This window comes from Micromonospora sp. NPDC005686 (genome assembly GCF_042871665.1).
In the GTDB taxonomy this organism is placed as follows: domain Bacteria; phylum Actinomycetota; class Actinomycetes; order Mycobacteriales; family Micromonosporaceae; genus Micromonospora.
In genome coordinates, this window is sequence record NZ_JBIAIY010000017.1 from 49,224 (window position 1) to 75,987 (window position 26,764).

27 protein-coding genes and 1 tRNA gene are annotated in these 26,764 nt (G+C 72.0%); 18 read left to right on the top strand and 10 right to left on the bottom strand.

Annotation, left to right across the window (positions count from 1 at the left end; all coding sequences use genetic code 11):
• The first annotated feature begins 99 nt into the window (after positions 1–99).
• Positions 100–1,089 (top strand): sporulation protein, encoded by a 990-nt coding sequence (locus ACFYON_RS27835; RefSeq protein WP_354874664.1) that lies wholly within the window; start codon positions 100–102, stop codon positions 1,087–1,089.
• 61 nt (positions 1,090–1,150) lie between these two features.
• On the opposite strand, the gene ACFYON_RS27840 is transcribed toward ACFYON_RS27835, so the two are convergent.
• Positions 1,151–1,525 (bottom strand): hypothetical protein, encoded by a 375-nt coding sequence (locus tag ACFYON_RS27840; RefSeq protein ID WP_354874662.1) that lies wholly within the window; start codon positions 1,523–1,525, stop codon positions 1,151–1,153.
• A gap of 263 nt (positions 1,526–1,788) precedes the next feature.
• Here ACFYON_RS27840 and ACFYON_RS27845 point away from each other — a divergent pair, with 263 nt between their 5' ends.
• Positions 1,789–2,211 (top strand): hypothetical protein, encoded by a 423-nt coding sequence (locus ACFYON_RS27845; RefSeq protein ID WP_175438907.1) that lies wholly within the window; start codon positions 1,789–1,791, stop codon positions 2,209–2,211.
• A gap of 169 nt (positions 2,212–2,380) precedes the next feature.
• Here the strand turns inward: ACFYON_RS27845 and ACFYON_RS27850 are convergent, their stop codons facing one another.
• A complete protein-coding gene (locus tag ACFYON_RS27850; protein WP_354874716.1) occupies positions 2,381–4,600 on the bottom strand; it encodes an AAA family ATPase in 2,220 nt (739 codons plus the stop codon).
• 241 nt (positions 4,601–4,841) lie between these two features.
• Complete coding sequence (locus tag ACFYON_RS27855; RefSeq protein WP_354874660.1) at positions 4,842–5,960, bottom strand: sigma-E factor regulatory protein RseB domain-containing protein; 1,119 nt, start codon at positions 5,958–5,960, stop codon at positions 4,842–4,844.
• 95 nt (positions 5,961–6,055) lie between these two features.
• Between ACFYON_RS27855 and ACFYON_RS27860 the strand changes: the two genes are divergently transcribed.
• Positions 6,056–6,712, top strand: coding sequence for a response regulator transcription factor (locus ACFYON_RS27860; protein ID WP_354874658.1), 657 nt, complete (start codon positions 6,056–6,058; stop codon positions 6,710–6,712).
• The gene (locus ACFYON_RS27865) at positions 6,709–8,112 is read left to right on the top strand and encodes a HAMP domain-containing sensor histidine kinase (protein ID WP_354874656.1); all 1,404 of its coding nucleotides are present in this window, start codon (positions 6,709–6,711) and stop codon (positions 8,110–8,112) included. The genes ACFYON_RS27860 and ACFYON_RS27865 overlap by 4 nt, the downstream gene beginning before the upstream one ends.
• Before the next feature lie 4 nt (positions 8,113–8,116).
• Here the strand turns inward: ACFYON_RS27865 and ACFYON_RS27870 are convergent, their stop codons facing one another.
• On the bottom strand, positions 8,117–9,679 hold the full coding sequence (locus ACFYON_RS27870; protein ID WP_354874654.1) for a tetratricopeptide repeat protein: 1,563 nt from the start codon (positions 9,677–9,679) through the stop codon (positions 8,117–8,119).
• 48 nt (positions 9,680–9,727) lie between these two features.
• Complete coding sequence (locus tag ACFYON_RS27875) at positions 9,728–10,198, bottom strand: MarR family transcriptional regulator (protein WP_354874652.1); 471 nt, start codon at positions 10,196–10,198, stop codon at positions 9,728–9,730.
• A gap of 50 nt (positions 10,199–10,248) precedes the next feature.
• On the opposite strand from ACFYON_RS27875, the gene ACFYON_RS27880 reads away from it, so the two are divergent.
• Positions 10,249–10,770 carry a VOC family protein gene (locus ACFYON_RS27880; protein ID WP_354874650.1) on the top strand — a complete coding sequence of 174 codons (522 nt, stop codon included), beginning with the start codon at positions 10,249–10,251 and terminating at the stop codon, positions 10,768–10,770.
• Between the two features lie 48 nt (positions 10,771–10,818).
• Entirely contained in the window at positions 10,819–11,721 is a 903-nt protein-coding gene (locus ACFYON_RS27885) for a hypothetical protein (RefSeq protein WP_354874648.1), read from the top strand.
• Here the strand turns inward: ACFYON_RS27885 and ACFYON_RS27890 are convergent.
• Together ACFYON_RS27890 and ACFYON_RS27895 are read right to left on the bottom strand one after the other, a co-directional pair.
• Positions 11,687–12,205: a potassium channel family protein gene (locus tag ACFYON_RS27890; protein WP_357711606.1), complete on the bottom strand. Its 519-nt coding sequence runs from the start codon at positions 12,203–12,205 to the stop codon at positions 11,687–11,689. The genes ACFYON_RS27885 and ACFYON_RS27890 overlap by 35 nt on opposite strands.
• A 116-nt stretch (positions 12,206–12,321) precedes the next feature.
• A complete protein-coding gene (locus ACFYON_RS27895; protein ID WP_064498970.1) occupies positions 12,322–12,495 on the bottom strand; it encodes a DUF4236 domain-containing protein in 174 nt (57 codons plus the stop codon).
• Positions 12,496–12,758: 263 nt separating this feature from the next.
• On the opposite strand from ACFYON_RS27895, the gene ACFYON_RS27900 reads away from it, so the two are divergent.
• The 7 genes from ACFYON_RS27900 (at position 12,759) to ACFYON_RS27930 (ending at position 18,164) form a co-directional block, all read left to right on the top strand.
• A complete protein-coding gene (locus ACFYON_RS27900; RefSeq protein ID WP_355097166.1) occupies positions 12,759–12,836 on the top strand; it encodes a putative leader peptide in 78 nt (25 codons plus the stop codon).
• Positions 12,837–12,971: 135 nt separating this feature from the next.
• Positions 12,972–13,994: an ABC transporter substrate-binding protein gene (locus ACFYON_RS27905; protein ID WP_354874766.1), complete on the top strand. Its 1,023-nt coding sequence runs from the start codon at positions 12,972–12,974 to the stop codon at positions 13,992–13,994.
• Positions 13,991–14,809, top strand: coding sequence for an ABC transporter ATP-binding protein (locus ACFYON_RS27910; RefSeq protein ID WP_355097164.1), 819 nt, complete (start codon positions 13,991–13,993; stop codon positions 14,807–14,809). The genes ACFYON_RS27905 and ACFYON_RS27910 overlap by 4 nt, the downstream gene beginning before the upstream one ends.
• The gene (locus ACFYON_RS27915) at positions 14,802–15,650 is read left to right on the top strand and encodes an ABC transporter permease (protein WP_357711929.1); all 849 of its coding nucleotides are present in this window, start codon (positions 14,802–14,804) and stop codon (positions 15,648–15,650) included. Before ACFYON_RS27910 ends, ACFYON_RS27915 begins: the two co-directional genes overlap by 8 nt.
• An 11-nt stretch (positions 15,651–15,661) precedes the next feature.
• Complete coding sequence (locus ACFYON_RS27920) at positions 15,662–16,996, top strand: LLM class flavin-dependent oxidoreductase (protein ID WP_387188888.1); 1,335 nt, start codon at positions 15,662–15,664, stop codon at positions 16,994–16,996.
• On the top strand, positions 16,993–17,556 hold the full coding sequence (locus ACFYON_RS27925) for a flavin reductase family protein (RefSeq protein WP_354874758.1): 564 nt from the start codon (positions 16,993–16,995) through the stop codon (positions 17,554–17,556). Before ACFYON_RS27920 ends, ACFYON_RS27925 begins: the two co-directional genes overlap by 4 nt.
• A complete protein-coding gene (locus tag ACFYON_RS27930; protein ID WP_354874756.1) occupies positions 17,553–18,164 on the top strand; it encodes a malonic semialdehyde reductase in 612 nt (203 codons plus the stop codon). Before ACFYON_RS27925 ends, ACFYON_RS27930 begins: the two co-directional genes overlap by 4 nt.
• A gap of 1 nt (position 18,165) precedes the next feature.
• Here the strand turns inward: ACFYON_RS27930 and ACFYON_RS27935 are convergent, their stop codons facing one another.
• Together ACFYON_RS27935 and ACFYON_RS27940 are read right to left on the bottom strand one after the other, a co-directional pair.
• Positions 18,166–18,621 (bottom strand): Rrf2 family transcriptional regulator, encoded by a 456-nt coding sequence (locus ACFYON_RS27935; protein ID WP_013284925.1) that lies wholly within the window; start codon positions 18,619–18,621, stop codon positions 18,166–18,168.
• A 7-nt stretch (positions 18,622–18,628) separates the two neighbouring features.
• The gene (locus ACFYON_RS27940; RefSeq protein ID WP_354874753.1) at positions 18,629–19,546 is read right to left on the bottom strand and encodes an AraC family transcriptional regulator; all 918 of its coding nucleotides are present in this window, start codon (positions 19,544–19,546) and stop codon (positions 18,629–18,631) included.
• A gap of 186 nt (positions 19,547–19,732) precedes the next feature.
• Here ACFYON_RS27940 and ACFYON_RS27945 point away from each other — a divergent pair, with 186 nt between their 5' ends.
• Complete coding sequence (locus ACFYON_RS27945; RefSeq protein WP_354874751.1) at positions 19,733–20,509, top strand: glucose 1-dehydrogenase; 777 nt, start codon at positions 19,733–19,735, stop codon at positions 20,507–20,509.
• 73 nt (positions 20,510–20,582) lie between these two features.
• Here ACFYON_RS27945 and ACFYON_RS27950 read toward each other — a convergent pair whose 3' ends face one another.
• Complete coding sequence (locus ACFYON_RS27950) at positions 20,583–21,014, bottom strand: SsgA family sporulation/cell division regulator (protein WP_007457244.1); 432 nt, start codon at positions 21,012–21,014, stop codon at positions 20,583–20,585.
• 273 nt (positions 21,015–21,287) lie between these two features.
• On the opposite strand from ACFYON_RS27950, the gene ACFYON_RS27955 reads away from it, so the two are divergent.
• From ACFYON_RS27955 to ACFYON_RS27970, 4 genes are all read left to right on the top strand, one after another.
• Positions 21,288–21,827, top strand: coding sequence for a TIGR02611 family protein (locus ACFYON_RS27955; RefSeq protein ID WP_354874749.1), 540 nt, complete (start codon positions 21,288–21,290; stop codon positions 21,825–21,827).
• A gap of 51 nt (positions 21,828–21,878) precedes the next feature.
• Positions 21,879–21,950, top strand: a tRNA-Val gene (locus ACFYON_RS27960).
• Between the two features lie 1,280 nt (positions 21,951–23,230).
• Positions 23,231–24,250, top strand: a complete 1,020-nt coding sequence (locus ACFYON_RS27965) for an endonuclease NucS domain-containing protein (RefSeq protein ID WP_387321263.1) — start codon at positions 23,231–23,233, stop codon at positions 24,248–24,250.
• A gap of 503 nt (positions 24,251–24,753) precedes the next feature.
• Positions 24,754–26,688, top strand: a complete 1,935-nt coding sequence (locus tag ACFYON_RS27970; protein ID WP_357712031.1) for an AAA family ATPase — start codon at positions 24,754–24,756, stop codon at positions 26,686–26,688.
• Positions 26,689–26,764 lie beyond the last annotated feature (76 nt).

Below are 26,764 nucleotides of genomic sequence, written 5' to 3' on the forward strand. Positions count from 1 at the left end.
CACGGCGTGCCTCACAGCCACTTCTCAGCCCCGCCGTCTAGGGTGCCCTGACCAGTGCCCGACGGTCCATGTCGGAGCGCAGTCGCACGGGAGTGACCGATGGTCTTCAAGAAGATGTTGAGCGCGTTCGGCGTGGGTGGCCCGAGCGTCGACACGGTGCTCAGCAACCCGAACACCCGCCCGGGCCTGGCCCTGGACGGGCGCGTGAACCTCGTCGGCGGCGACGCGCCGGCCCGCATCGAGCAGATCGCCATCGGTCTGGTGACCCGGGTCGAGATCGAGAGCGGCGACCACGAGTACGCGGGCGTGATGGAGTTCCACCGGATGCCGGTCAGCGGCGCCTTCGAGCTGGCTCCGAAGCAGCAGCTCTCCATCCCGTTCCAGATGCCGGTGCCGTGGGAGACCCCGATCACCGACGTGTACGGCCAGCGCCTGCACGGCATGACCATGGGCCTGCGTACCGAGGTGGCGGTGGCGCGCGCTGTCGACAAGTCCGACCTGGACCAGGTGTCGGTGCACCCGCTGCCGGTCCACGAGCGGATCCTCGACGCGTTCCAGGCGCTCGGCTTCCGGTTCAAGCACGCCGACCTGGAGCGGGGCCAGATCTACGGGGTGCCGCAGACGCTGCCGTTCTACCAGGAGATCGAGTTCTTCGCCGCGCCGCAGTACGCGCAGACGGTCACCGAGGTCGAGCTGACGTTCGTGACCAGCCAGCAGGGCGTCGAGCTGATCCTGGAGTGCGACAAGCGCGGCGGCTTCCTCCGCCCCGGACACGACGTGATCGGCCGCTACTCGGTTCCGCACAGTGACGCCGCCCGTACCGACTGGGTGCAGGTCGTCGACGGCTGGCTGCGGGAGATCACCGGCCGCTACGGCAACCTGCGGGCCCAGGGCTTCGGCATGCCGCCCGGCGGGCACGGCTACCCGGGCCAGCACGGCTACGCCGGCCACGGTCGGCGCGGCCCGGGCATGGGTGGCGTGGTCGCGGGCGCCGCGCTCGGTGTCGCCGGCGGCCTGGTCGCCGGTGAGCTGATCGAAGAGGCGTTCGACGGCGGCGACGAGGACTTCGGGGACTTCGGCGGGGAGTGAGCACACGCGACGACGCCCCCGGGACGGATCCCGGGGGCGTCGCCGTTCACGCGGCGTGCAATCAACGCCCGCGACGCTCCTTGCCGGAGCGGTGCGCGCTGCCCGCCTTCGACAAGCCCCGGCTGACCAGGTACGCGCCGGTCAGCGCGGTCAGGTACCACCAGGCCTGGTTCGGGTTGTTGATGTTCAGGCCGTTGGCGGTGGTGCCCTTCCAGAACGCGGCGATCGCGACGAGCGCGACAGCTGCGGCGTACACCCAGAACTCGGTGGTCAGCAACGCCTGCTTCGTCTCCGTGCCCGGGGACGGCATCGGCTCCCGGTGACCGTCGTGCATCGACGGCATGTTTCGGGTCGACGTGTCCTGCATGTTCGACCGGTTCTGGACGTCGGACATCGGCCGGTTCATCGGCCTGGTGGATGCAGCCTGCGTGCTCATCTGGTCCTCCTCAGGATTTGATGAGTCGTTACCTCGTACACCCTCGCCCCGCTACCGCAGGTCGGCCACGGCGCGGTTCGCGCTCTGTGGCGGGGCAACCTGGGTCTACCCGAGGCCGGAGACAAGGTAACCGCCGATCGGCATGGTGTTCTGAAGCCCGACATCCGGGCACGTACCGGACCTCTCGTCGCCGGTTCCGGTTTCAGCCACCCAGCCTCGGGCACGCCGGACCGATACCCCGACACACCTGCGAGGTGGTTGACGTGCGTGAGGACGACATGCGGCAGGACGCCGCCCGGCGGGCCGAGCAGCGGGTCGCCGGAGGCGTGTACGGCGAGGGCGCGCTGGACGAGGTCACGGTGCCGCAGACCGACGTGGAGCGGATGCGTCAGGAACTCGACCCGGACGACCCGGCGGACGTACCCGTCGACCCGACGGTGCTGCGCGACGGCGGACCGACCCGGGGTCAGGGCGCGGTGACCACGACCGGTGGTACGGCGGGACCGGCCAGTGTGCGCCGCCTGGCCCGCCAGCCGGAGAAGCACCGGGGCAAGGTGGCGCCCACGACGACCGGTGACGCCGGTACGGGTGGCATGAGCACCCCGGCCGGCGGCTCCACGAGCGACAACTCGGCCACGGGTGCCCAGGTAGGCGACTTCACCAACAACCGTCCCAACCCAGGCTGACCGAGGCAGAACGACGGAGGGGGCGGCACCGATGCCGCCCCCCCACTGGCCTCTGCTCGCCGATCCTGCACTTGACTCGTCGATCATGAAGTTGACGGCGGTTTTGGAGATCCACATGGCCGCTAACTTCATGATCGACGGGGCGAGGGCGGGTGGGGTGGGTGGGGGGTTATGGGGTGCGGAGGATGCCCAGGCGTTGGGTGGCTCTTGTCAGGGCCACGTAGAGGTCACTGTTGCCCCTCGGGGACTCGGAGACCATGCGGGCCGGGTCCACCACCAGCACGGAGTCGAACTCCAAGCCCTTCGCCTGCTCGGTGGTCAGCACCACCACCCGGTTCGCCAGCTCGGGCTGCTCGCCCACTGTCGCCTCCGGCAGCGCCGCCACCACCGCGCCGCCCAGCTCGTCCACCCGCCCGGTCGGCACCAGCACGCCGAGGCGCCCGTCACCGAGCGATGCGGCCTCCCGGCTGGTCGCCTCGACCAGCTCCGCGACGAGCCGGTCCGCCGGCACGGTCCGGTCCCAGGGCGGTACGCCGGTCGCGCGTACCGAGCGGGGTGGCCGCAGCGCCGGGTCGATCTCGGCCAGCACCTCGGCGGCGACCGCCATGATCTCGGCCGGGGTGCGGTAGCTGACCGTCAACTCCTCCAGCCGCCACCGGTCCGCCACGTACGGCGCCAGCGCCTCGCCCCACGACGGGGTGCCGGCGAGCGCGCCGGTCTGCGCCACGTCGCCGACGATCGTCATGGACCGGCTCGGGCAGCGGCGCATCAGCAGCCGCCACGCCATCGGCGACAGCTCCTGCGCCTCGTCCACGATCACGTGCCCGAACGCCCAGGTGCGGTCGGCGGCGGCCCGCTGGGCGGTGGTGAGCCGGTCGGACTCCTCCTGCCGCTCGGAGAGCCGGTCGGCGTCGATCAGGTCGGTGACGCCGAGGATCTCACCGCCGTCGGCCTCGTCCTCGACGTCGATGGAGCGGGAGCCGCGCCAGATCTCCAGCACGCCCTCGGCGTACTCGCGTTCCAGCGCCCGGATGCGTTCCCGGCGGGCCACCGCCGCGCGCTCGTCCTCGCCGAGCAGTTCGGCTGCCTCGTCCAGCAGCGGCACGTCGGCGGGCGTCCAGCCGCCCGGCTCGCGGTGCAGCGCGGCCCGCTCGGCATCGGTGAGCATCGGCGCGGCGGTGGCGATCCGCTCCGGCGAGGCGTACAGGTCGGCGAGCAGGCGTTGCGGGGTCAGCACCGGCCACAACTCGTCCAGCGCGGCCCGGATCTCCGGTTCCTCGCGCAGCTCGCGGCGGATCTCCGCGCGGTCGGCCTCGGAGAGCAGGTTCTCCCCGCCCAGCGGGTCGGCGCCGATCCGCTCGGCCACCTGGTCGGCGAGCGCGTGCACGATCTCCACGTCGAACAGGGCGCGGGCCAGGTTGTGCGGGCGGCCGGTGCGGCGTACCCGGTCGCGGGCCTGCCGGACGGTCTCCGGGTCGAGCGTCAGCACCTCCCGCTGCGGCAGCTCGATGGCGACCGGCTCGTCCGGCACCCACTGCCGGTCGCGTACCGCCGCGGCGAGCACCTCGGCCAGCACCGCGCGGCCCTTGAGCGCGGCGGTGGTGGCGGGCTCCGCACGCCGGGCGTGCACGCCGGGGAACAGGTCGGCCTGGGTGCGCAGCAGCACGCCGGTCTCGGCCAGCGTGGGCAGCACCTGGGAGATGTAGCGCAGGAACGTGGCGTTCGGGCCGACCAGCAGCACGCCCCGGGTGGAGAGCTGCTGGCGGTGGGTGTAGAGCAGGTACGCGGCCCGGTGCAGCGCCACCGCCGTCTTGCCGGTGCCGGGCCCGCCCTGCACCACCATCACGCCCGGCAGGTCGGCGCGGATGATCCGGTCCTGCTCGGCCTGGATGGTCTCGACGATGTCGCGCATCCGCCCGGTGCGCCCGGCGTTCAGCGCGGCGAGCAGCGACGCCTCACCGGTCAGTTCCTCGTGCGCGGTGGGGGAGGCGGCGGTGATGTCCAGCACCTCGTCGTTGAGCCCGGTCACCTTGCGGTCGCGGGTCCGCAGGTGACGGCGGCGGCGTACGCCCTGCGGGTTGGCGGCGGTGGCCAGGTAGAACGGGCGGGCGGCCGGGGCACGCCAGTCCATCAGCAGCGGGTCGTAGTCGCCGGAGGTGTCGAAGATGCCGATCCGGCCGATGTAGCGGACCGAGTCGTCGTCGCCGTCGAGCCGGCCGAAGCACAGGCCGCTCTCCACCGCGGAGAACTGCTCGACCTGGTCGGCGTACATCGCCACCGTCGAGTCGCGCTGCGACCGGGCCTGCTGTGTGCCACCGGTGTGACGCAACTCCTCGTCGAGCCGCCGGGCGGCCTGTTCCCGCATGCCGTCCAGCCGGTCGTACAGCATCGAGACGTATTCCTGCTCCCGGCCGATCTCGACGCCCTGGCGCAGGTCAGCCGACACGTCGGAGTGCGTTGACAATCCGGCTCCTCATTGACTAAAATTGCCGCAGGAATGGCATTCAAAAGCCATTCCTTTTTTGTGCCTGAACTGAGAAAGATAGCGCGTCGGCCGCCACCCGACCAAGCCCGGACACAACTCGGGGCCCGGTCGACGTCAGCCGACCGAGCCCCGGGCACGGCATGTCTCAGCCCTTGGCCGCCTCGTAGAGCCGCTCCGGCGTGACCAGGCCGGCGATCACCCGGCCGTCGTCGGTCAGCAGCACGCTGAACAGCTTGCCGCTGAGCAGCCGGCCGCTGCCCCAGTCGCCGCTGACCTTGGGCAGGTCACCGAGCACGCCGGCCAGCATCTGCGCGTCCGGCGCGTCCGCGCCGGGCTTCGCGTCGCCGCCCGCCGCCGCGTCGCCGATCTTGGCGACCACCACGGTGGTCCAGCCGGTGCCGACGGTACGCACGTCCGGCTTCCCGGCGTCCTTCTTCTCGAACTTCTCGAACCGCTTACCCGCCGGTCCGGGCCGCTCGCCCTCGGTCGCCTCGGTGACCTTCACGCCGGGCGGCGGGTTGAACCGGAACTGGTCAGCCTCCGGCGTGCGGAAGTCGACCTGGGTGAACGCCACCTGGAACGCCGGCTCGTCCTGACCGTCGGCGAGCACCTGCAGGCGCAGCGGCACGTGCTCCTTCGCGTCGAGCGCGATCCGTACCTGGTGCACCAGGGACGCCTTGTCGCGCGGGGTGAGCACCAGCTCGTACGCGTCGCGCCCGGCCACCGTCGCGGTGCGGCCGACGGTGACCGCCGTGGTCGGGTCGATCGCCTCCAGCGCCCGGTCCGCGGCGTCGGCCGGGGTGGCCGGCACTGTGGCCCGGTTCGGGGCGTCGGCCGGTAGCGTCCGGTGCGTGGCGGTGTTCTCCCGGCTGTTCCAGGTCCAGACGTCGCGCCCGTTGCGCAGGATGTCCTGCTCGCCGAGCGTGTCGACCAGGGCGAGTCGCTGCCGGTCCGCGCCGGCGTACCAGACGCGCAGCGTGTGCGTGCCGGACACCAGCCCGGCCAGGTTGTTGCCGGTGGCCCGGCCGGCGAGCGCGGCGATCGGCGGCAGGCCGAGGTCGGCGCGCTGCACCACGGTGCCGGAGAGCCCGTCCAGGCGGGACGTGCGCAGGTCTTCCAGGAGCTGGGCGGCGCTGCGCGGCGGCAGTGCCGGGTCGGCGCCGGCGGCGAACGTGCCGACGGCGGCGCCACCGCCGATCACGGCGACCCCCGCGGTCACCGGGACCAGCCAGCGCAGCACGGCGCGGTTCTTCATCACAGACATAGTGTGCACCTCCTGCGCACCATGCTGCGCGATGGTCGCTGTGACCACGCTGAGGAGATCCCCTACGGGTGAGCCCGTGGTGGCACCCTGGACCGGTGCGACTGCTGGTGGTGGAGGACGAGACGCGGCTCGCGGCGGCGCTGCGCCGGGGCCTGTCGGCGGAGGGCTTCGTGGTGGACGTGGCGGCCACCGGGCCGGACGGGCTGGACGCGGCCCGGCACGGCGAGTACGACGCGATGATCCTCGACGTGATGCTGCCCGGCCTCTCCGGCTACGAGGTGGTGCGCCGGCTGCGTGCCGAGCGGCGCTGGCTGCCGGTGCTGATGCTGTCGGCCAAGGACGGCGAGTACGACCAGGCCGACGGCCTGGACTGCGGCGCCGACGACTACCTCACCAAGCCCTTCTCGTACGTGGTGCTGCTGGCCCGGCTGCGGGCGTTGCTGCGCCGCGGCGCGCCCCGGCGGCCGGCCGTGCTCACCGTCGGTGACCTGCGCCTGGACCCGGCCCGCCGCCGGGTCACCCGGGCCGACGCCGAGGTCGTGCTCACCAGTCGCGAGTACGCGCTGCTGGACTACCTGATGCGCCGCCCCGGCGAGGTGGTGTCGAAGACCGAGCTGCTGGACCACGTCTGGGACGCCTCGGTCGACACCGCCCCGAACGCGGTGGAGGTCTACGTCGGCTACCTGCGCCGCAAGATCGGCCGGGAGCGGCTGGAGACGGTGCGCGGCGCGGGCTACCGGCTGGCCACATGAGCCGGTGGGTACGCGGCCCGCTGCCGCGCCTCGGCCTGCGGGCCCGGCTGCTCGCGCTCGGTGTGCTGGGGCTGGTGGTCGGGTTCGCGTTCGGCTCGGCGCTGCTGCTCGGCGCGCTGGGCTGGACGTTGCAACGCTCGGTCGACGAGGAGGCGACGCGGACCGCCGACGCGGTGGCGCTGCTGGCCGCCGAGGACGCGCTGCCGGATCCGCTGCCGGTGGCCGGCGGGCAGTTGCGGGTACAGGTGGTCGACGCGCAGGGCCGCATCCGGGCCGCCTCGATCGACGCGGACCGCCTCGTGCCGATGCTCGGCCCGGACGAGCTGCGTCCCGGGCAGCGGCAGCGGCTGGTGGTGGACGGTCGGCGCGCCGGCATGCCCGGTCCGGTCCGGGTGGTCACGGTGCCGGCCGGCACGGCGCAGGAGCCGCGTACGGTGCTGGTGGCCAAGTCGCTCACCGACGTGCGGCACAGCCTGCACGTGGTCCGCAACCTGCTGCTCGTCGGATTTCCGGTGCTGGTGGCCGGGCTCGGTGTGGTGGCCTGGCGGGTGGTGGGCGCGACGCTCCGGCCGGTCGAGCAGTTGCGCAGCGGCGCCGCCGAGATCACCGGGCGGGCCGGTACGGAGCGGCTCCCGGTGCCGGCCGGGCAGGACGAGATCCACCGGCTCGCGGTCACGCTCAACGACATGCTGGACCGGCTGGCCGCGTCCCGGGACCGGCAGCGGGCGTTCGTCGCCGACGCCGCGCACGAGCTGCGCAGCCCGCTGACGAACATGCGCACCGAGTTGGAGGTGGCCCGGCGTCTCGGTGACGACACCGACTGGCCGGCGGTCGCCGACGACCTGCTCGCCGACACCGAGCGGCTGAGCCGGCTGGTCGACGACCTGCTGCTGCTGGCCCGCCTGGACGAGCAGGACGCGCGGCCGTCGCCGGTGGGGCCGGTGGAGCTGGGCGAGCTGTTGTGGACGGTGGCCGCCCGCTACCCGTCGCCGCCGGTGCGGCTGACACCCCCCGACGGGCCGCTGTGGGTGGAGGGGGACGCGGGGGAGCTGCGCCGGGTGCTGGTGAACCTGGTGGACAACGCGCTGCGGCACGCGTACTCCGCTGTGGAACTGGCCGTGAGCGGGCCGGACAGCGCGTACCACCTGATCACGGTGGCCGACGACGGGCCGGGCGTCCCGGCGGCGGACCGGGAGCGGGTGTTCGCCCGGTTCACCCGTCTCGACGACGCTCGGGCCCGCGACGCGGGCGGCGCGGGCCTGGGCCTGGCCATCGTGCGCGAGCTGGTGCGCCGGGCCGGCGGCACCGTGGAGCTGGGCGACGCGACGCCCGGCGCCGCCGCGCCGGGGCTGCGCGCGACGGTACGGCTGCCCGCGCTGGCCGAGCCGGACGCGGAGTGAGCGGTCAGCGGCGGCGTGTGGTGCAGACCGGGCCGGTGCGGGCGACCGTGTCGGTGGACCAGACGAGCGCCACCGTGAAGCAGTAGTCGGTGGTGCGGTCGAGCCCGTAGGCGATGTAGTCGGCCGAGCCGGCGGGCAGTGTGGCGAACGTGCCCTGCGGCTGCCCGGCGCGGCCCCCGGCGACCACCACCGGCCCTTCGGCGCCGGCCGGGTACGTCCAGCTCAGCACGATGCTGTCGCGCCGGTCGGTGAGGGTGAACCTCCCGGGCGGCGTGCCGGGCGCGGCGGCGGCCGGTGTGGTCGGCGGGGGACCGGCGGAGGTCGGCTGCGGTGCGCTGGAGGCCGGTGGCGGTGTGCCGCGGCCGTCGTCCACCCGGGACACCCCGGCGATCACCGCGATGGTGCCGAGCAGCAGCGCCACCGCCACGCCGAGGACCACGAGCGGCAGCCAGGGCCGGGCGCGGCGCGGTGCGGCGGGCGGCCGGGGCACGTGTACCGGCAGGTAGCGCGACGGCGCCTCGGGCGGCGGCGGCACCCGGCGTACGCCGTCCGGCTCGTCGTCGGCGAGCCCGACCACGGCGGGCGGCAGCGGGTCCGCGCCGGGGCGCCACGGCTGCTCGGCCGGCCTGTCGGGCGGCCACGGATAGTCGTCGAACGCGTCGCCGTCCGCCTCCGGCGCGGCACGCGGCGTCGGCACGTGCGCGACCTCGGCGGCCCGTCCCGGCGGGTGGTAGAGCGGCGCCTCGACCGGGTCGTCGAGCGCCGGTGGCGAGTACGGCGGCAGGTCGTGCGGCCCCTCGGTGGCCGGTGGGACCCGGGCGGCGGGCACCACCGGCGCGGTCCGGGCGGGCGGCGGCTCGGGTGCCGGAGCGGGGCAGACGTGGTCCGGGTCGGCGGCGGCGCGGGCCAGCCCGGCCACCTGGGCGGCGAGTGGGTCGTCGGTGTCCAGGTGCAGGCGGCACAGCTCCTCGGCGAGCGTCAGGTGCTCGTGCGAGTCGGCGTACCGGCCGCAGTCGCGCTCCATCGCGCCGAGCTTGGCCAGCATCTTGATGCCGCTGGGATGGCCGTCGCCGTAGACCTCCCGGTGCAGCTCCCAGGCGTCCTGCAACCGGTCGCGGGCCACCTCGCACTGGCCGCGCGCGTACTCCACGGTGGCCAGGTCGGCGTGCGCGGCGAGCACCTGCTGCGACTCCGGGCCGTCGCGGGCGGTCAGCTCGATGATCACGTCGGAGTAGAGCCGGGCGGCCCGGGCGTCGCTGCCGACCCGGTGCAGCACCGCGGCGAGCGTCGCGGCCGCGGTGACGGTGCGCTCGTCGGAGCGGCCGAACAGCCGGGTGGACGCCGCGTACGCGAACGCGGCCCAGCCGCGCGCGGAGTGCGGCTCGCCGAGCGCGACGAGCACCCGGGCCTGGAGCCCGGCCGCCTCGGCCAGCTCGGGGGATGCGTTGCCGGGACGCGGATCGGCGTCGCTGAGCGCGTCGGCGAGCAGCCGTTGCGCGCCGTCGAGGTCGCCTTCGGACACCAGTTGGTGCGCCTGGACGGTCAGGTCAGCGAAGCCGGAGGACACGCCCCATCGTGCTCGTCCGGCGACGGTATGTACAAGACCCGGAGTGGATCAGTTTGGTCCCGAATCCGTCAGGTGGTCGGCGAGCGTCTCGCTGATCCGGCGGAGCTGGTCGACCTGGGCCGGGCTGAGCGCGTCGAACAGGTGCCGGCGTACCCCTTCGACGTGGCCGGGCGCGGCGGCGGCCAGGGTGGCGAAGCCCTCGCCGGTGAGCACGGCGACCTGCCCGCGCCGGTCGGTGGGGCAGTCCTCCCGGCGGATCCACCCGGACGCCTCCAGCCGGGCGGCGGCGTGTGACAGCCGGCTCCGCGACGAGCCGGTCAGCTCCGCCAGGTCGCTCATCCGCAGCCGCCGGCCCGGGGCCTCGGAGAGGCGGACCAGGATCTCGTAGTACGCGTGCGGCATGCCCGCGTCGCGTTGCAGCTCGCGGTCGAGCGTCTCCATCAACGCCCGGGACGCGGTCAGGTACGCCCGCCAGGTCCGCTGCTCGTCGGGGTCCAGCCACCGGGTCATGAGGCCCATCATACCGGATTTAGTTGAACGCTCAACAAAACCGGGGTACGGTCGGTGACATGGGCATCCACCGACTCAACCACGCCGTCCTCTACGTCAGTGACCTGGAACGCAGCGTCGCCTTCTACCGCGACGTGCTGGGCTTCCGCCGGGTCCCGATGACGCCCGAGGGCTTCCGCGGCGCCGCCTTCCTCCAGGCGCCCGACTCCACCAACGACCACGACCTCGGCCTGTTCGAGGTCGGCGCGGCCGCCGGGGCGTCCCAGGCCGGCCGGGCCACCGTCGGCCTCTACCACCTGGCCTGGGAGCTGGACACGCTCGACGAGCTGGCCGCGACCGCCGAGCGGCTGGCCGGCGCCGGTGCGCTGGTCGGCGCGTCCGACCACGGCACCACGAAGAGCCTCTACGGCCGCGACCCGGACGGGCTGGAGTTCGAGATCGTCTGGATCGTCCCGGCCGACCTGCTCGACGACGCCGCGCTCGCCGCGCGGACCCGGATCGGGCGGCTCGACCTCGACCGCGAGCGGCAGCGCTACGGTGGGCAGACCCGCGGCGGCGTGGGCATCTCCGTACCGGTCTGAGTGGGGTTCCCGGCCGGGCCCGCCGCGCGGTGCGGTAGAAACGGCACCATGTCCACCGACGCCGTCCTGCGCGAGCTGCTCGTCCGCCGGCTCGACCACTGGCTCCCCGCCGCACTGCACCGGGCGCGGCGGGCGACGCTCGCGCTCGCGTACGCCGAGGGCGACGCCACCGGCGCGGAGGAGGCGCTGCGGGTGGTGGCCGAGTTCGCCGACCGGCTGCGCGGGCGGCGCCTGACCGTGCTGGTGGTGGCCGACGACGGCACCGACCTGCCGGTACGCCTCGGCGCGGCCGAGGCCGCGCTGCCGCCCGACGTCGCCGTGCACCTGGTGCCCGGCGGCCCGGACCGGCTGCCGGTGGCGCTCAAGGCCGCCGGCGCGGCCGGTGCGCCGCTGCTCACCGTGGCCGACGGCGCCGGCCCGGACCCGGCCCTGCTGGCTGCCGCCGCGTCCGGGCGTCCGGCCGAGCTGCTGCTGGTGACCGCGCCCGGCCGGTCGCTGCGCCCGGCGCTCACCGACGCCGGGTTCCCGCTCGTCACCGAGGTCGAGCTGGTGCCGGACGGGGACGGCCCAGCCCGGCTGCTCGGCTACGGCACCGGCTCCGACCGAGGGCTGGAGACGGTCAAGGAGGCGCTCTGGGCGGTCGACGAGTACGCCGGCGTGCGCTACCGCGACCCGGCCGACCCGCAGGGCCGGCTGCTCGACATCTCACTCGACCCCGATCCCGGCCCGCTGCGCCGGGAACTGCTTGCCGAGCTGTCCCGCTCCGGCCCGCGTACGGTCACCGAGCTCCGCCGCTTCGCCACCACCTCGACCGTCTACCGGGCGGCCGACGCCAGCCGGGCGCTGGCCTCGCTGGTCGCCGCGGACGCGGTGACCCGCGACCCGGAGCACGGCCGGCTCGGCGGGGACGTGCTGATCAGCGCCGGCCCGAACGCCGGGTCATCTGCTTGACGACGACGGACGCCCCGGTGGCGACCACGCCGATGCTGAACGCCATCTGCGCGCACACCGCCACCCGGGCGATCTGGCCCTGGGCGTGCACGTCGCCGTAGCCGACCGTGGTGAGCGTCGCCAGCGCGAAGTAGAGCGCGTCGACCCGGGTCCGCAGGCCGGTGAACTCGCCGGGCCGGGTGTTCGCCACCACGTAGTCGCCGAGCGCGAAGACCAGCAGCCCGGCGATCAACGCGACCGCGAGCCGGGTCAGCGCCCGGTCCTCGTCCCGGCCGGTCGGCTGGTCCCGGACGAGCTGGCGGCGGACCTGACCGGTGACCAGGAACGCGACCACCGCCACCAGGGCCAGGGTGCCCGCCGAGCGCAGCACCAGCCGCAGGCCGTTCGGATCGGCCTCGACCGGCACCAGGAAGTAGCCGACGAGCATGAGCAGGCAGGCCGCCGCGGCCCGCCGTGGTACCCGCCGCAGGGACACGTCCGCCATGCCGCGATTCTCCGGTCACCGGTGCGTCCCGGTCGGCGGAACCGCGAACCCGGCCCCCAGGCGACGAGCGGGGGCGCCGGCTGTCAGCCGGCGCCCCCGCTCGTCGCCTGGGAAGGTCAGGCCTTGTCCTGCTTCCACGACAGCGGCCCCGGAAGGTCCACGCGGTGGGCGCGGGTGTTCGAGTTCCAGGACCAGCGGCCGATCTTGATGCTCCACGACGAGAAGCCGTTCTGGGTGAAGTGGAGGATCAACGGTCCGTACTTCTTGCGCTTGCGGAACTGGACGCCCATCGGGGTGCCTCCTTCGTCTCCCTGCCTCTGCAGCCGTCTCCCTGCCTTCGCGGCATCGAACATGCCCGGATCGACGATTCGCGAAACCCTGCCCGGTCCGCTCTGGACGGTGGAACTCGCGCCCGGCAGAATCTCTATCCATCGGGTAGGTGTTAAGGAGTCGTAAATGCTGGTGGAGGCGTGTCGTAACAAAGCCAGCGATGAAGGTCTCACTGAGTGGAAGGGCATTGACCGACATGGAGAGCGGTCGGCAGCATGAGGACATGTCGCAGCGGAACGAGCTCCTCCTCACCGCTCGCGTGCACGTCGACCTGGTCCGGCACGCGAGCGCGCTCTGTTGAGCCTGGCGCTCGTCGTTCCCTCTCCGCCCGTCCGTTCCCGCCGCCGGCGCACCGTTGCCCGGCGCGGTACGGCGTGCTCGCCCGCCCCACGCGGGCCCCCTCCACCGCACCGTGGACAGATCAGGAGACTCCGCCATGCCCTCGACCCGATCGCCGCGGCGTGCCCTCACCGCCGCCGTCGCCCTGCTCGCCCTCGCCACCGCCACCGCATGCGGCACCGACGCCGCCGGCGGCGCACAGACCAAGGAACTGCGCTACCAGGGTTCGGTCGGCCAGGTGATCCTCCCCGAACTCGCCGCCGACCTCGGCTACCTCGGCGACGTCAAGCTCAACTGGATCGGCAACGTCACCGGAGGTCCCGCCGACATCCAGGCCACCGCCACCGGCCAGAGCGACTTCGGTGGCGCGTTCAACGGCGCGATCGTCAAGCTCCAGGCCGCCAACGCCCCGATCACCGCCGTGGTCAGCTACTACGGCTCCGACGCGCAGACCTTCCAGGGCTACTACGTGCTCGACGGCAGCCCGATCCGCGGCCCGCGCGACCTGATCGGCAAGCGGGTCGGCATGAACACGCTCGGCGCGCACGCCGAGGCCGTCCTGCGTACCTGGCTGGCCCGCGGCGGCCTCACCGCCGCCGAGATCGGCACGGTCGAGCTGGTCGCGCTGCCGCCGGTGAACACCGAGCAGTCGCTGCGCGCCCGGCAGATCGACGTCGCCGTGCTCGGCGGCGTGATCCGCGACAAGGCGGTCGCCAACGGCGGCATCCGCACCGTCTTCACCGACTACGAACTCCTCGGGGCGTTCAGCGCCGGCAGCTACGTCTTGCGCGACGACTTCCTCGCCCGTAACCCGGACACCGTCCGGACGTTCGTCACCGGCGTGGGAAAGGCGATCGAGTGGGCGCGCACCCAACCGCGCGAGACGGTGGTGGCCCGCCTCAAGGCGATCATCACCGAGCGCGGGCGCAACGAGGACAGCACGCTCGTCGAGTACTGGAAGTCCAGCGGCGTCGCCGAACCCGGCGGCGTCATCACCGACCGGGAGTTCGCCACCTGGATCGACTGGCTGGCCGACTCCGGCGAACTCAAGGGCGAACGGCCGAAGCCGTCCGACCTCTACACCAACCGGTTCAACGCGGCCGCCGGCGGTGGCGCATGAGCACCGACAAGATCCTCTTCGACCGGGTGCGCAAGGTCTTCCCGGGGCGGCGTGGCGGCGGCGGCGCGGTCGCCGCGCTCGACGATCTCACCCTCGGGGTACGCCCCGGCGAGTTCCTCGTCGTCGTCGGCCCCAGCGGCTGCGGCAAGTCCACGCTGCTCGACCTGCTCGGCGGGCTGGCCACCCCGACCGCCGGGCAGGTGCTCGTCGACGGCCGCCCGGTCACCGGGCCGGGCCTGGACCGGGGCATCGTCTTCCAGCAGTACGCGCTGCTGCCCTGGCGCACCGCCGCCGGCAACGTCGCGTTCGGACTGGAGGCCAAGGGCATGCCCCGCGCAGAGCGCGCCGACCTGGTCGCGTACCACCTCGACCTGGTCGGGCTGACCGGCTTCGCCGACCGCTACCCGCACGAGCTGTCCGGCGGCATGAAGCAGCGCGTCGCCATCGCCCGCAGCCTCGCGTACGACCCGGACGTGCTGCTGATGGACGAGCCGTTCGCCGCGCTCGACGCCCAGACCCGCGACTCGCTCCAGGACGAGCTGGTGCGGATCTGGCAGGCCACCGCGAAGACCGTCGTGTTCATCACGCACGGCATCGACGAAGCCGTGCACCTCGGTCAGCGGGTCGCCGTGATGACCTCGCGGCCCGGCCGGATCAAGCAGGTCATCGACATCGAGCTGGGGGACCGGGAAGCCGAGGAGGACGTCCGGTCCACCGACGCGTTCCGCCACCACCGGCACCAGATCTGGACGCTGCTGCGCGACGAGGTACGCGCCGCGCAGTCCGCCGTACGCGAGGAGGCCCGCGTTGGTTGACGTCGCCGCACCGCCCGTCCGGCCGGTGGCCCCGCCCGCCCCGGCCGTCGCGTTCCGCCGGCCCGGACGCCTGCTCGTCCTCGGCGGCCGGGCGCTGCACCGCAGTGTCGCGCTGCTGGCGCTGGCGGCGATCTGGGAGACGGCGCCCCGCGCCGGCCTGGTCGACCGGGTCTTCCTGCCCCCGCTGTCCGAGGTGCTCGCCGCCTGGTGGGAACTGCTGCGCACCGGGCAGCTCGCCGACCACGTCGGCGCCAGCGGAACCCGCTCGCTGACCGGGCTGGCGCTCGCCGTGGTCACCGCCATCCCGCTCGGCCTGCTGATCGGCTGGTACCGGCCGCTCGCGGACCTGCTCAGCCCGCTGCTGGAGGTGTTCCGCAACACCGCCGCGCTGGCGCTGCTGCCGGTCTTCGTGCTCATCCTCGGACTCGGTGAGACGTCGAAGATCGCCCTGGTGGTCTACGCCTGCTCGTGGCCGATCCTGCTCAACACCATCGCCGCTGTGAAGGGCGTCGACCCGCTGCTGATCCGCTCGGCCCGTTCCATGGGGCTGAACCACCTGCGGCTGTTCCAAAAGGTGATCCTCCCGGCGTCCGTGCCGACCGTGTTCACCGGCGTCCGGCTGGCCGGGGCGTACTCGATCCTGGTGCTCGTCGCCGCCGAGATGGTCGGTGCGAAGGCCGGGCTCGGCTACCTCGTGAACTACGCGCAGTACAACTTCGCGATCCCCGACATGTACGCCGGGATCATCACCATCTCCGCCATCGGGCTGGTGGTCAACCAGCTCCTCGTCGCCGGGGAACGCCGCTTCTCCACCTGGCGCGTCGACGTCACCACCGCCTGAGAGGAACCGCCATGTCCCGGACCCTGCACCTCAACGCCTTCCTGATGGGTGTCGGCCACCACGAGGCGGCCTGGCGGCACCCCCGCGCCGACCCGAGCCGCCTGGCCGACGTACGCCACTTCCAGGAACTGGCCCGCATCGCCGAGCGGGGCACGCTCGACTCGGTGTTCCTCGCCGACGGGCTCGCCGTCGGCCCGGCCGTACGCCACAACATCCAGGCCGTCTTCGAACCGATCACGCTGCTCGCCGCGATCGCCACCGCGACCGAGCACATCGGCCTGATCGCCACCGCCTCCACCACGTACACCGAACCGTTCAACCTGGCCCGCGCGTTCGCCTCGCTGGATCATCTCAGCGGCGGCCGGGCCGGCTGGAACATCGTCACCTCGGCGCAGGGCCGGGAGGCCCGCAACTTCAACCTCGACGACCACCCGGCGCACGCCGACCGCTACCGGCGGGCCGCCGAGCACGTCGACGTGGCGATCAAGCTCTGGGACAGCTGGGAGGACGACGCGCTGGTCCTGGACACCACGGCGGGCGTCTTCGCCGACACCGGCCGGGTGCACGAGATCGCGCACACCGGCGAGCGGTTCCGGGTGACCGGGCCGCTGAACACGCCCCGCCCGCCGCAGGGCCGGCCGCTGCTGGTGCAGGCCGGCTCGTCCGCCGACGGGATCGCCTTCGCCGCCCGGTACGCCGAGGCGGTCTTCACCGCCCAGCAGACGCTCGCCGACGCCCAGGCGTTCTACGCCGCGCTGAAACGAGCCACCGCCGACGCCGGCCGTGATCCGGAACTGGTCAAGGTGCTGCCCGGTATCGCGCCGGTCATCGGGGGTACGGAGAAGGAGGCCCGCGACCTCGCCGACGAGTTGGAGGCCCTGATCGTGCCCGAGCACGCTCTCGCCCAGCTCTCCGGCATGACCGGGCTCGACCTGAGCGGGCTGCCACTGGACGGCCCGCTGCCGGACCTGCCCGACGCCGGCACCGTGCAGTCCCACCAGAGCCGCTACCAGCTCGTCGTCGAACTTGCCCGGCGGGAACGCCTCACCCTGCGGCAGCTCATCGGCCGTCTCGGCGGCGGACGCGGGCACCGCGTCGTGGTCGGCACACAGGAGCAGATCGCCGACCAGATCGAGCTCTGGTTCACCCAGGGCGCCGCCGACGGCTTCAACGTCATGCCACCACTGCTACCCGACGGACTGGAGGACTTCGTGGACCACGTCGTACCACTGCTGCGCCGGCGCGGGCTGTTCCGGTCCGCGTACACCGGGCGCACCCTGCGCGAGCACTACGGCCTGCCCCGGCCGGCCAGCGTCTACGCGACCCGTGAGCTGGTGGCGTCGTGACCACCGTGGACCGGCCCGACGCCGGGACCGTCGAGCTGCGCCCGGTCGACGTCGACTCGTTCCGCGGTCTGCTGCGCCGCCAGGCGTCCACGGTCACCGTGGTCACCACGCCCGGCCTGCGCGGCAACCGGATGCGGCCGGACCTGCCGCCGGCCGGCTTCACCGCCACCTCGTTCACCTCGGTGTCGCTCGACCCGCCGCTGGTCTCGGTCTGCCTCGGCCGCGCGTCGTCGAGCTGGCCCACCGTCGAGCAGGCCGAGCACGTCGCCGTGCACCTGCTCGCCTCCGGGCAGCAGGAGATCGCGCGGATCTTCGCCACCAGCGGCATCGACCGGTTCAGCGCCCACCCGGGCTGGACCACCGGGCCGTTCGGCGTGCCGCTGATCGGCGACGCGCTCGCGGTGCTGCTGTGCCGGGTGGTGCGCCGGATCGACGCGGGCGACCACACCATCCTGCTCGGCGAACCGCTCGCGCTCGGCGCGGGGGAGGACGGCGACCCGCTGCTGCACCATTCCGGCCGCTACACCACCACGCTCGGCGACTGGCCCGAGGCGTGGTGACCGTCGCCGTCGACGAGCTGATCGCGCTCGACCGGGCCGCCCAGGACCTGCTGTTCCGGGCGGCCCGCACGGCAAACGCGTTCACCGACGAGCCGGTCGGCGACGAGCAGGTCCGCGCCATCCACGACCTCATCCGGTACGGCCCGACAGCGATGAACGCCCAGCCGCTGCGGGTGCTGCTGCTGCGCTCCGCGGCGGCCCGGGCGCGGCTGCTGCCGTACGTCAGCGCCGGCAACCGCGACAAGACGGCGGGCGCTCCGCTGACCGCCGTGCTCGCCGCCGACGTGGACTGGCACGACCGGCTGCCCGAACTGTTCCCGCACCGGCCCGGCGCCCGCGACTGGTTCACCGGCGACCCGGCCGGCCGGGAGGCGCAGGCCCGGTTCAACGCCGCGCTCCAGATCGGCTACCTGGTGGTCGGCGTACGCGCCGCCGGGCTGGCCGCCGGACCGATGGCCGGCTTCGACGCGGCCGGCGTGGAACGGGAGTTCTTCCCCGGCGGGCGGCACCGGGTGCTGCTGCTGATGAACATCGGCCGCCCGGCGCCGGACGCCTGGCGGGAACGGCTGCCGCGCCTGCCCTACGAGGAGGTGGTCGGCACGCTGTGAGTCAGCGTGGCTCCCACGCGTCCGGCTGGGCGGTCAGCTTGCGCACGTGCGCCGGCAACCGGCCGCTGACCAGCTCGTCCAGGCTCACCTCGTCGACCACCCGGCGCACCGAGGCACGCACCGCCACCCAGAGGCGGGGCAGGTTCTCCGCCGCCCCCTCGTACCGGGTCTCCTCGGGGCGCAGCCCGCGTACCCCGGCCAGCGGACCGTCGACGGCGCGCAACACGTGCCCGATGGTGATCTCACGCGGCGGCCGGGCCAGCGTGTAGCCGCCCTCGGCGCCGCGCTGGGCCCGGACGACCCCGGCCCGGCGCAGGTCGGCCAGGACCGCCTCGAGGAACTTGCGCGGCATGTCCTGCTCCGCCGCGATGGCCTGGGTGGACAGCAGGGTGGGGTACGCGGTGGCCAGGCTCAGGGCTGCCCGGACCGCGTAGTCACCGCGCGCGGAGATCTGCACAGTGCCATCATGCCTGGCCGCCCGGCACGGGGGAGTCGGCGGGCGGCCGGGGTCGCACCAGCCGGACGGGCAGCGGGCGTTCGCGCTCGGCCCGGAACGTCCCCGGGCTCACCCCCACCTCCCGGGTGAAGAAGCGGCCGAAGTTCGTCGGCTCCGGAAAACCCAGCTCCCGGCCGATCGCGGCGATCGACTCGTCGGTGGCGGCGAGCAGCCGGCGTGCCTGCAACGCGACCCGCTCGTCGATCACCTGCTTGGCGCTGCGGCCGGTCACCGCCAGACAGGCCCGGGTCAGGGTACGCACCGAACAGCCGAGATCGGCGGCGTAGTCCTCGACCCGGCGGGTGTGCCGGTAGCGGCGTTCCACCTTCCGGCACAGCCGCCGGAACGTCTCCGTCTCGGCCCGGGGCGTCGCGCCGTGGCCCGGATGGGGCAGCAGGCTCAGCCGCAGCAGCAGGACGGCGAGCTGGTGGCGCAGCAGCGCCGCGGCGGCCGGCACCAGCGCGTGCCGGTCGGCGTCCACGGCGAGCTGGCTCACCTCGCTGATCACCGCGTCCTCGTCCTCACCGGCGAGCTGGCGGTGGGCGGGCACCGCGTCCGGATCGACGTCGAGGCCGCGCAGCGCGTCCGGCCGCCAGCCCACCACTGTCGCGTCGAGCTGAGCACCGACGCACCGCAGCGCCTGCCCGGGATGCGCGCGCAGGAGCGTGCCCGGACGGCAGGGAACCGGCCGGAAGTCCAGCTCGGCGGAGCCGTGGCCGTGGGTGACCAGGACCAGCAGATCACGATCGAGCAGGACCGGGCGGGGCCAGCCGGGCTCGGCGGCGAGGTCGCCGAGCACACCGGTGACGATCTCGTCGGTGCCGGAGCGGAGCCGCGGCGGGCCGGTGCGGGTGGCCGGGGAGGGCTGACCGGTAGTGACCATCATCCCGACGGTAACCGGAGCGCCCGCACGTTGCATCTCGACGGTTTCGCCCACTCGGGCCGCTCTTGTCGGCACCGGAGCCCGGCGGTTAGGTTACCGATCGGTAAAACCCGGGCCGGGCGTCCTTGCGCACCGGCCACGCGGCCCCGGCCGACCGGCCCGCGGCCCGGCGACGGCGATGGGACGAACATGACGGATCTGTTCTCGGTCGACGGCAAGACGGTCCTGGTGACCGGCGGCTCACGCGGGATCGGGCTGATGATCGCCCGGGGCTTCGTACAGGCCGGCGCCAAGGTGATCATCTCGTCGCGCAAGGCGGACGTGTGCGAATCGGTCGCCAAGGAACTCTCCGCCGAGGGCCACTGCGAGGCGATCCCCGCCGACCTGGGCAGCGACGCGGGCGCGCTGGCGCTCGCCGAGGCCGTGCGGGAGCGCCACGACCGGCTGCACGTGCTGGTGAACAACGCGGGTGCCACCTGGGGCGCGCCGCTGGAGGAGTACCCGGAGGGCGCCTTCGACAAGCTCTGGGCGGTCAACGTCAAGGCCGTCTTCCGGCTCACCACCGCGCTGCTGCCGCAACTGCGCGCCGCGGCGGGCGCCGACGACCCGGCCCGCGTGATCAACATCGGGTCGATCGACGGCATCCGGGTCCCGTGGATGGAGGTGTACGCGTACTCGGCCACCAAGGCGGCCGTGCACATGCTCACCCGTGGCCTCGCCCACCAGCTCGCCGGCGAGCAGATCACCGTCAACGCGATCGCGCCCGGACCGTTCGAGAGCAAGATGATGGCGTTCGCGCTGGACGACCCCGAGTCGCGCGCCGCCATCGAGCAGCAGGTGCCGCTGGGCCGCATCGGCCGGCCCGAGGACATGGCGGGCACCGCGATCTACCTGGCGTCGCGGGCCGGCGCGTACCTGACCGGAGCGGTCATCCCGGTCGACGGCGGGATCACCACGCGCGGCTGAGGCGTACCCCGGTTGCAGACGGCCCGGGGCCGCGCGGACTCGGCAGATCCGCGCGGCCCCGGGTATCGCCGTGTCAGCGACCGGCCAGCAGCCGGTTCACCGCGGTGTCGACGTCCAGGTGCTCGGCCTCGCGGCCACGCGGGACGACGACGTAGGTCCGGCGCAGGAAACGCACCAGCACGCTGCGCGGAACCTCGAACAGGGCGTTGCCGTCCGGCGACGACAGCGCCAGCGCGACGAAGTCGCCGCGCGGGGTGGCCCACGGCCAGACCCGCACATCACCGATGCCGGCCGGCTCGTCGAGCCCGGTGACCAGCAGTTCGCGTGCGAACGACCAGCTCACCGCCTCGCCGCCGGCGGACTCGGCGTGGAACAGGACATGGACCGCATACGGGTCAGCAGGGTCGTAACGCAGACTGGCACGCACCGGCAAGGCGGTGGCGTCAGGCGCGACGAGCCTTAGCGACGTCTCGACCTCTACGGTCGTCGGTCGGATGACACTCATGGACGTTCTCCCCCCGGCACCGCTGCGGAACGCGCGTGTCCCGCTTTTCCCATACTCAGGTGCTGCTCCTGGCTACGCTCCGCCATACGCTGACTTCACCCAGTGGTGGGAAGGGGTTCCGAAAGCCCTCGGGACCACGCGGCCCCGAGTAGACTTTCCGGTTCCGCCCACTCCGTCGTCCCGCCCGGCAACGGGTGGTTCAGTCGTCGACTTACTCCGGTAACGTCCAGTCGTCAGCAGGGGTGACGGTCCCGGGCGACACTGGGGGTGGAAATGGTCACGAGGGCCTCCTCGGTGACGTCGCGGACCACGGCCGAACCGCCGAAAGGTGCGGCCCGAGCAGCCGAAAGTCGGGGGTACGAGGTGCCGGTGGAAGGGCGGTCGCAAGCCACTCTCACGGAGCAGCCGCGGCGGCGACGGGGCTGGCGGGGACGCCTGCACACCACGCTCGACCTCATCCGCGCCAACCCCACCGGCCGCGTCGCCCTGAAGATCTTCATCGGCATCCTCGGCGCCGTCGTCGTCACCGTCGGCATCGCGCTGATCCCGCTGCCCGGGCCAGGCTGGCTGCTGGTCATCGCCGGCCTCGGCGTCTGGGCGGTCGAGTTCCACTGGGCGCGACGGCTGCTCGCCTTCACCCGGCGGCACGTCAACTCCTGGACCCGCTGGGTGACCAGCCGGTCGCTGGGGCTGCGGTTCGTGCTCGGCGCGGTCGGCCTCGTGTTCGTGTCGGTCGTGGTGTGGCTGTCGCTCAAGTACAGCATCGGCATCGACGTGGTGGCGGAGGCGCTGCACTACCTCGCGACGCACTGAGGGCCCGGTTTTTGGTCCGGGCGGGTGATCGGGTAGAGTCATGCGCGCTGAGGGCGATTAGCTCAGCGGGAGAGCGCTTCGTTCACACCGAAGAGGTCACTGGTTCGATCCCAGTATCGCCCACCCTGAATATTTGCAGGCAGGAAGCCCGTCACCGGTTCGGCCGGTAACGGGCTTCCGCGCTGTTGCCCCTTAAACTGGGAGCAGATTGGGAGCAGGGCGTTCGGCTCTGGCGTCCGATTGCCTTGGGGTAGCCCGCAGCCTCGGGTTACCGGTCCGACCGGGCTGGCCGGCTAACGGAGGACTTGGACCTACCGGTACCGGGGCCCCCACGTGACGAGGGAGCCATCCCGCTGTCGCTCACGTGACTGATGGCTGGCGGTCCGGTGTGCCGCCCACTCGCCGGTCCACTCGCCAGGTCGTGTACCCAGCTTTTCGGTGCTCCGCTGGGACATGGCCGACCGCTTGGATGCGTTCTTGACGCGAAGTCGTCCAACACCCTGCGGTCGGTCGCGGTCCATAGGGGAAGCTGCGTCAGCCCTCTTCTGCCTGTTCGGCGCTGTGGCCGCTGGCGATCAGCCACTGGACGAGCAATGCGAGTTCGACCCACGGAGCTGCCTTCGTTGCCGATGCCCAATCGACGATCCGTAGGCCGTGCGGAGTCACGATCAAGTTGGCTGGATTGAGGTCGGAAGCATCTCGTCGTCCATCGCAGGGTGTGCGAACCTGAGCGGGCTGGCGGGGTGAACCATGACTCGCCGGGCGCGGGAGTCTCCTGGAGTCCCTTGAGCGCGACCGCGAGTAGATCGAGATTCACACTGCCGGATGACAGGTCAGGATGGGGGCCGCCGAGATGCTCGGTCCCCACCACCAGTCAGCCATCGGACTCGAAGTGCCACAGGGCTGCGGGCGGGTACCGGTCGATGGCCCGGGTTGCCGCCATCTCGTAGCGCAGTGACCGGACGCCTTGCCCCGCCGCTAGTGCCGCCCGCGTCTCTTCTCCGCGCCCGGCTGATCCCCGCGGCCGCCAAAAACGATCGAGGTGGATGCGGCCCGGTCTATTCACTGCCGCAGTCTAGAACGACGGGCCTACCTGCGTTCTGATTGACCAGCTGATGATCCCGGTGGGAGTCATACGGGATCGATGCACGCAACGTCACCCGAGCCCGTCCTGCCAGGCTCATCGTCTCCTACTCCACGCGCCGCTTGGGTAGGTCCTCGCCGAGCGTGCCAACAGGAACTGGATGCCCGGAGAGGCGGGACGGTCGTAGTCGTCGTTGGCCTGATCTCCGACCTGACAGACCATGAGGACACCGGCTTTGTGCAAACTGATCCCACAACCCGACTCATCGACCTGCCTCGCCAGTTACGGGCCCCAGGCAGAGTGCAAGGAGGCACCGCCCATGCCTGACGAGATCGTGTTCACGGTGAACGGCGTCAACGCGGTACCAGCACAGCGGATTTCGCTGGAGGAAGCCGGTCTACTGGAACGTCAACACCTGCAGCAATGGGTCGTCGACCATCCAGAACTCATCGACAGCGATATGAAGGTCGTCACCTTCGAATACGGGCGATGGATCACAGCCGGCGGCACGCCGGCCGCCGACCGGCTCGACGTATTGGGTCTGGACCGGGCCGGACGGCTCGTCGTCGTTGAGCTCAAGCGCGACCGCGCCCCAGACACCGTCACGATGCAGGCGATCAACTACGCGGCCATGGCCCGCCTGTTCAGCCTCGACAGTCTGGCCGAGGTCCATGCGGCGCACCTCGGCGGCGACACGACCACCGACGAGGCGTTGGCACAGCTGAAGGAATGGGCCGAAGGCGTCTCCGACGAGACACTGCGAAGGCCACGGATCATCCTCATGGCCGGTGACTTCGGGCCAACAGTCACCAACGCCGCCCTCTACCTGTACGAGTCCGGCATCGACATCCGACTCGTCCGCTACCAGCTCTACCGCACCAACGGCGGAGAGACCGTCCTGTCGGTAGCGCAACTGCTACCGGTCCCCGACGCGGAGGCATACATGGTCCGACCGCGCTCGAGTAGTGGCACACTGGTCGCCGCGCAGGCCGCCAAAGCCCGCCGGGCCTCCGCCGTGGAGCGGTTGATCGCTCACAAAACCATTTCCGATGGCAGCGAACTGACCATCGTCGTACCCGACCAGGTCGGCCAAGAACGCGAAACTATCCGAACCTGGCTGGCGTCACACCCCGACCGGGCACGTGTGCACTGGTACAACGACATCTCCGGCCCGGCCGAATGGATGCACGACGGCAAACGGTGGCGGCTGATCCGGCTCATCAGCTACATCATCGAAACCGCGACCGGGCAGCCGCCCAAAGCCCAGGTCTGGGCCCAGGGCTGGTTCCGCGACCAGAACGAGTGCACTCTGCACCAGCTTGCCGAGCCGCTGCCGTAGCGCAAAAACACTGATCGCACGTAGGACGGCTGCTCGACCGCATGGTCGAGCAGCCGTGGCCTCCTGATACCCCCGGTCCACACCCGCCGCCATCGCCTGCAGATCGGCATCATGGTGTCGGTCAGCGACATCACACCACCCTCCGGCCCGGAGTCCGCACAAAGCCGTGGCTGCGTAGAGACGAGTCTCGGTGTAGCACAACCAATGACCCTCGGGGCGAGAGGCACAGCCCACAACACCACCCCGCCCCCGTGGTCGGCCCTGCTCGGCCCCTGTTCATCAGCGGCAGGCTCACCCGCGTTTGCTAGGTCGCAAGCCGCATGCCCCTGACGCGGCCCGGTCATGCACCGTCAGGCCGGAGCTGGGCGATCGCAAGTATCGTCATGGCGACAGAAACGCGCCGGCTCATGACCCCGCTTCGATAACCTGCCACGTCGGGGCCAGGCGAACCAGGGCCTCGTGGCGTGCACTCGGCGCGTAGCCGTGGGCGGGACGGAGGGTGCGTGCAACTACGCAAGATCCGAATCCGGAATTTCCGCAACTTCGCGGACATGACTATCGAGCCGTTCCCCACCCCGGCGGTCGTCGTGGGCGAGAACGGCGTCGGCAAGAGCAACTTGCTGCACGCGCTGCGGCTGGTACTCGATCCTGACCTTTCAGATCGGCGTAGGCAGCTTCAGCCGGACGACATACATGACGGGTCTGCGCCGCTTGCTGAGGGCACAGAGGTGTCGGTGGAGGTGGAGCTAAGCGACTTCGACACGGATCCGGATGCCCAAAGTGAGCTCGACGGGGCCATTGTCGCCACCGGCCCCCTGGTAGCCCGGCTGACGTATCTGTTCCGGCCAAGGAAGTCGCTGGGCGTCGTGCTCGGCACCGCACCTGCCCGCAAGCTGACGCCGGACGACTACAACTGGACGATCTTTGGTGCCAATGACCCCTCCAACGCCATGCTGTCCGCCAAGCGGTATGCGGCATTGTCGGTGCTTCCCGCGCTCCGGAACGCCGAGGATGATCTCGGCAGGGCCGATCGAAGCCCGCTGACGCGGCTGCTTCGGGAACTGCCCCCGGCCGAGGACAACGTAGACCGGGCCCTGGCACAAATGCAGGCCGCACGCGATGAACTTAGCCGCGACCCTAACGTACGGGCCGTGCGCCGCATGCTGCGTGAACGGGTCAAGACAATGGCCGGACCGCAGCTGGACCTCGTCATGTCTTTGGCGTTCGCCGGCCGCTCCGAGGACCTGCTACGCACCGTTCGGCTGTTCGTGGACCCATTCGGCACCCGTGGCGTGGAACGCACGTCGACCGGCGCCGCGAACGTGATCTACCTAGCGCTGCTGTTGGAGCGGCTACGGCTGCGCCGCCAGGCCGGGGACGGCGAGGACACCCTCCTGGCGGTGGAGGAGCCCGAGGCCCATCTACATCCCAGCCTTCAGCGGCACGTATTCGCCCACCTGCTCGGCGAACCTAACCGGTTGGTGCTGACTACGCACAGCCCACACATCGCCGCAGTTACCCCGATCTCTAGCATGGTGCTGCTAGCCGAAAGCGCCGGCAACACCCGGGCGCGGATCGTGCCGCCGGGCCTCCTGACCCCCGAGCAGACGGCTGACCTGCAGCGCTACCTTAACGTCACCCGCGCGGAAATCTTGTTCGCTCGGTACGTCATCCTGGTCGAGGGCGCCGCCGAGAACTACCTGGTGCCAGCGTTGGCCGCCGCCGCCGGGTTCGATCTGGACGGACACGGCGTTGTGGTGGCCGGCGTGGATGGCACGGATTTCGCCCCTTACGCCCAGTTACTCGGCCCAAACGCGCTTGACCGGCCGTTCGTCGTCCTTACCGACGGCGATATAGCCACGAGTGACACAGCGAAGAGAGATAGGACCAAAGGCGTCATCGTTTCCGCCGCCGAACCGGGACTGTGGCGAGCCCAGGGACTGCTACAGATCCAAGACGCGGAAGCCTACGAGTACTTCGCAGACCGCTTGCAAGGTATGGCCGAGCTCGAACTACCCGATAGCGGCACTCGCCTCGGCCGGGACGATCTGGTCGTCGAAGCCAGCAATGCGGGGGTGTACGTCGGCCGGCACACCCTGGAGGTAGACATAGCGCCGCTGCTCGCCGACGAGATGGTCACCGCGTTCAACGAACTTGCTTCCGGTGCTGTCCGGCAAAGGAACTTTGCGAGCGCGGTCAAGGACTGCGCCGGCGGGAAGCCCACGGCCGATGACCGCAACGCCCTGTTGTCACGCATCGATCGAATTGGCAAAGGCCGGTACGCGCAGCGGCTAGCGGACCACGTGGCCGAGCTCGACCTGCGCGGCCGTGTCCTCGAGGTGCTCGGCGTAACAGAGGACGAGGAACTCGCCCGAGACCACTTGCTGACGCTGCCCGGCTGTGGTCCGCTGCTCGCGCTACTAAGGCGTGTTTCGTAACTCGGGGTTGGCCGGTTGAAGTCACGGCGTGGCGGTGATCGATAACTGAAGAGGTCTCCGGTACTTGGTACAACGA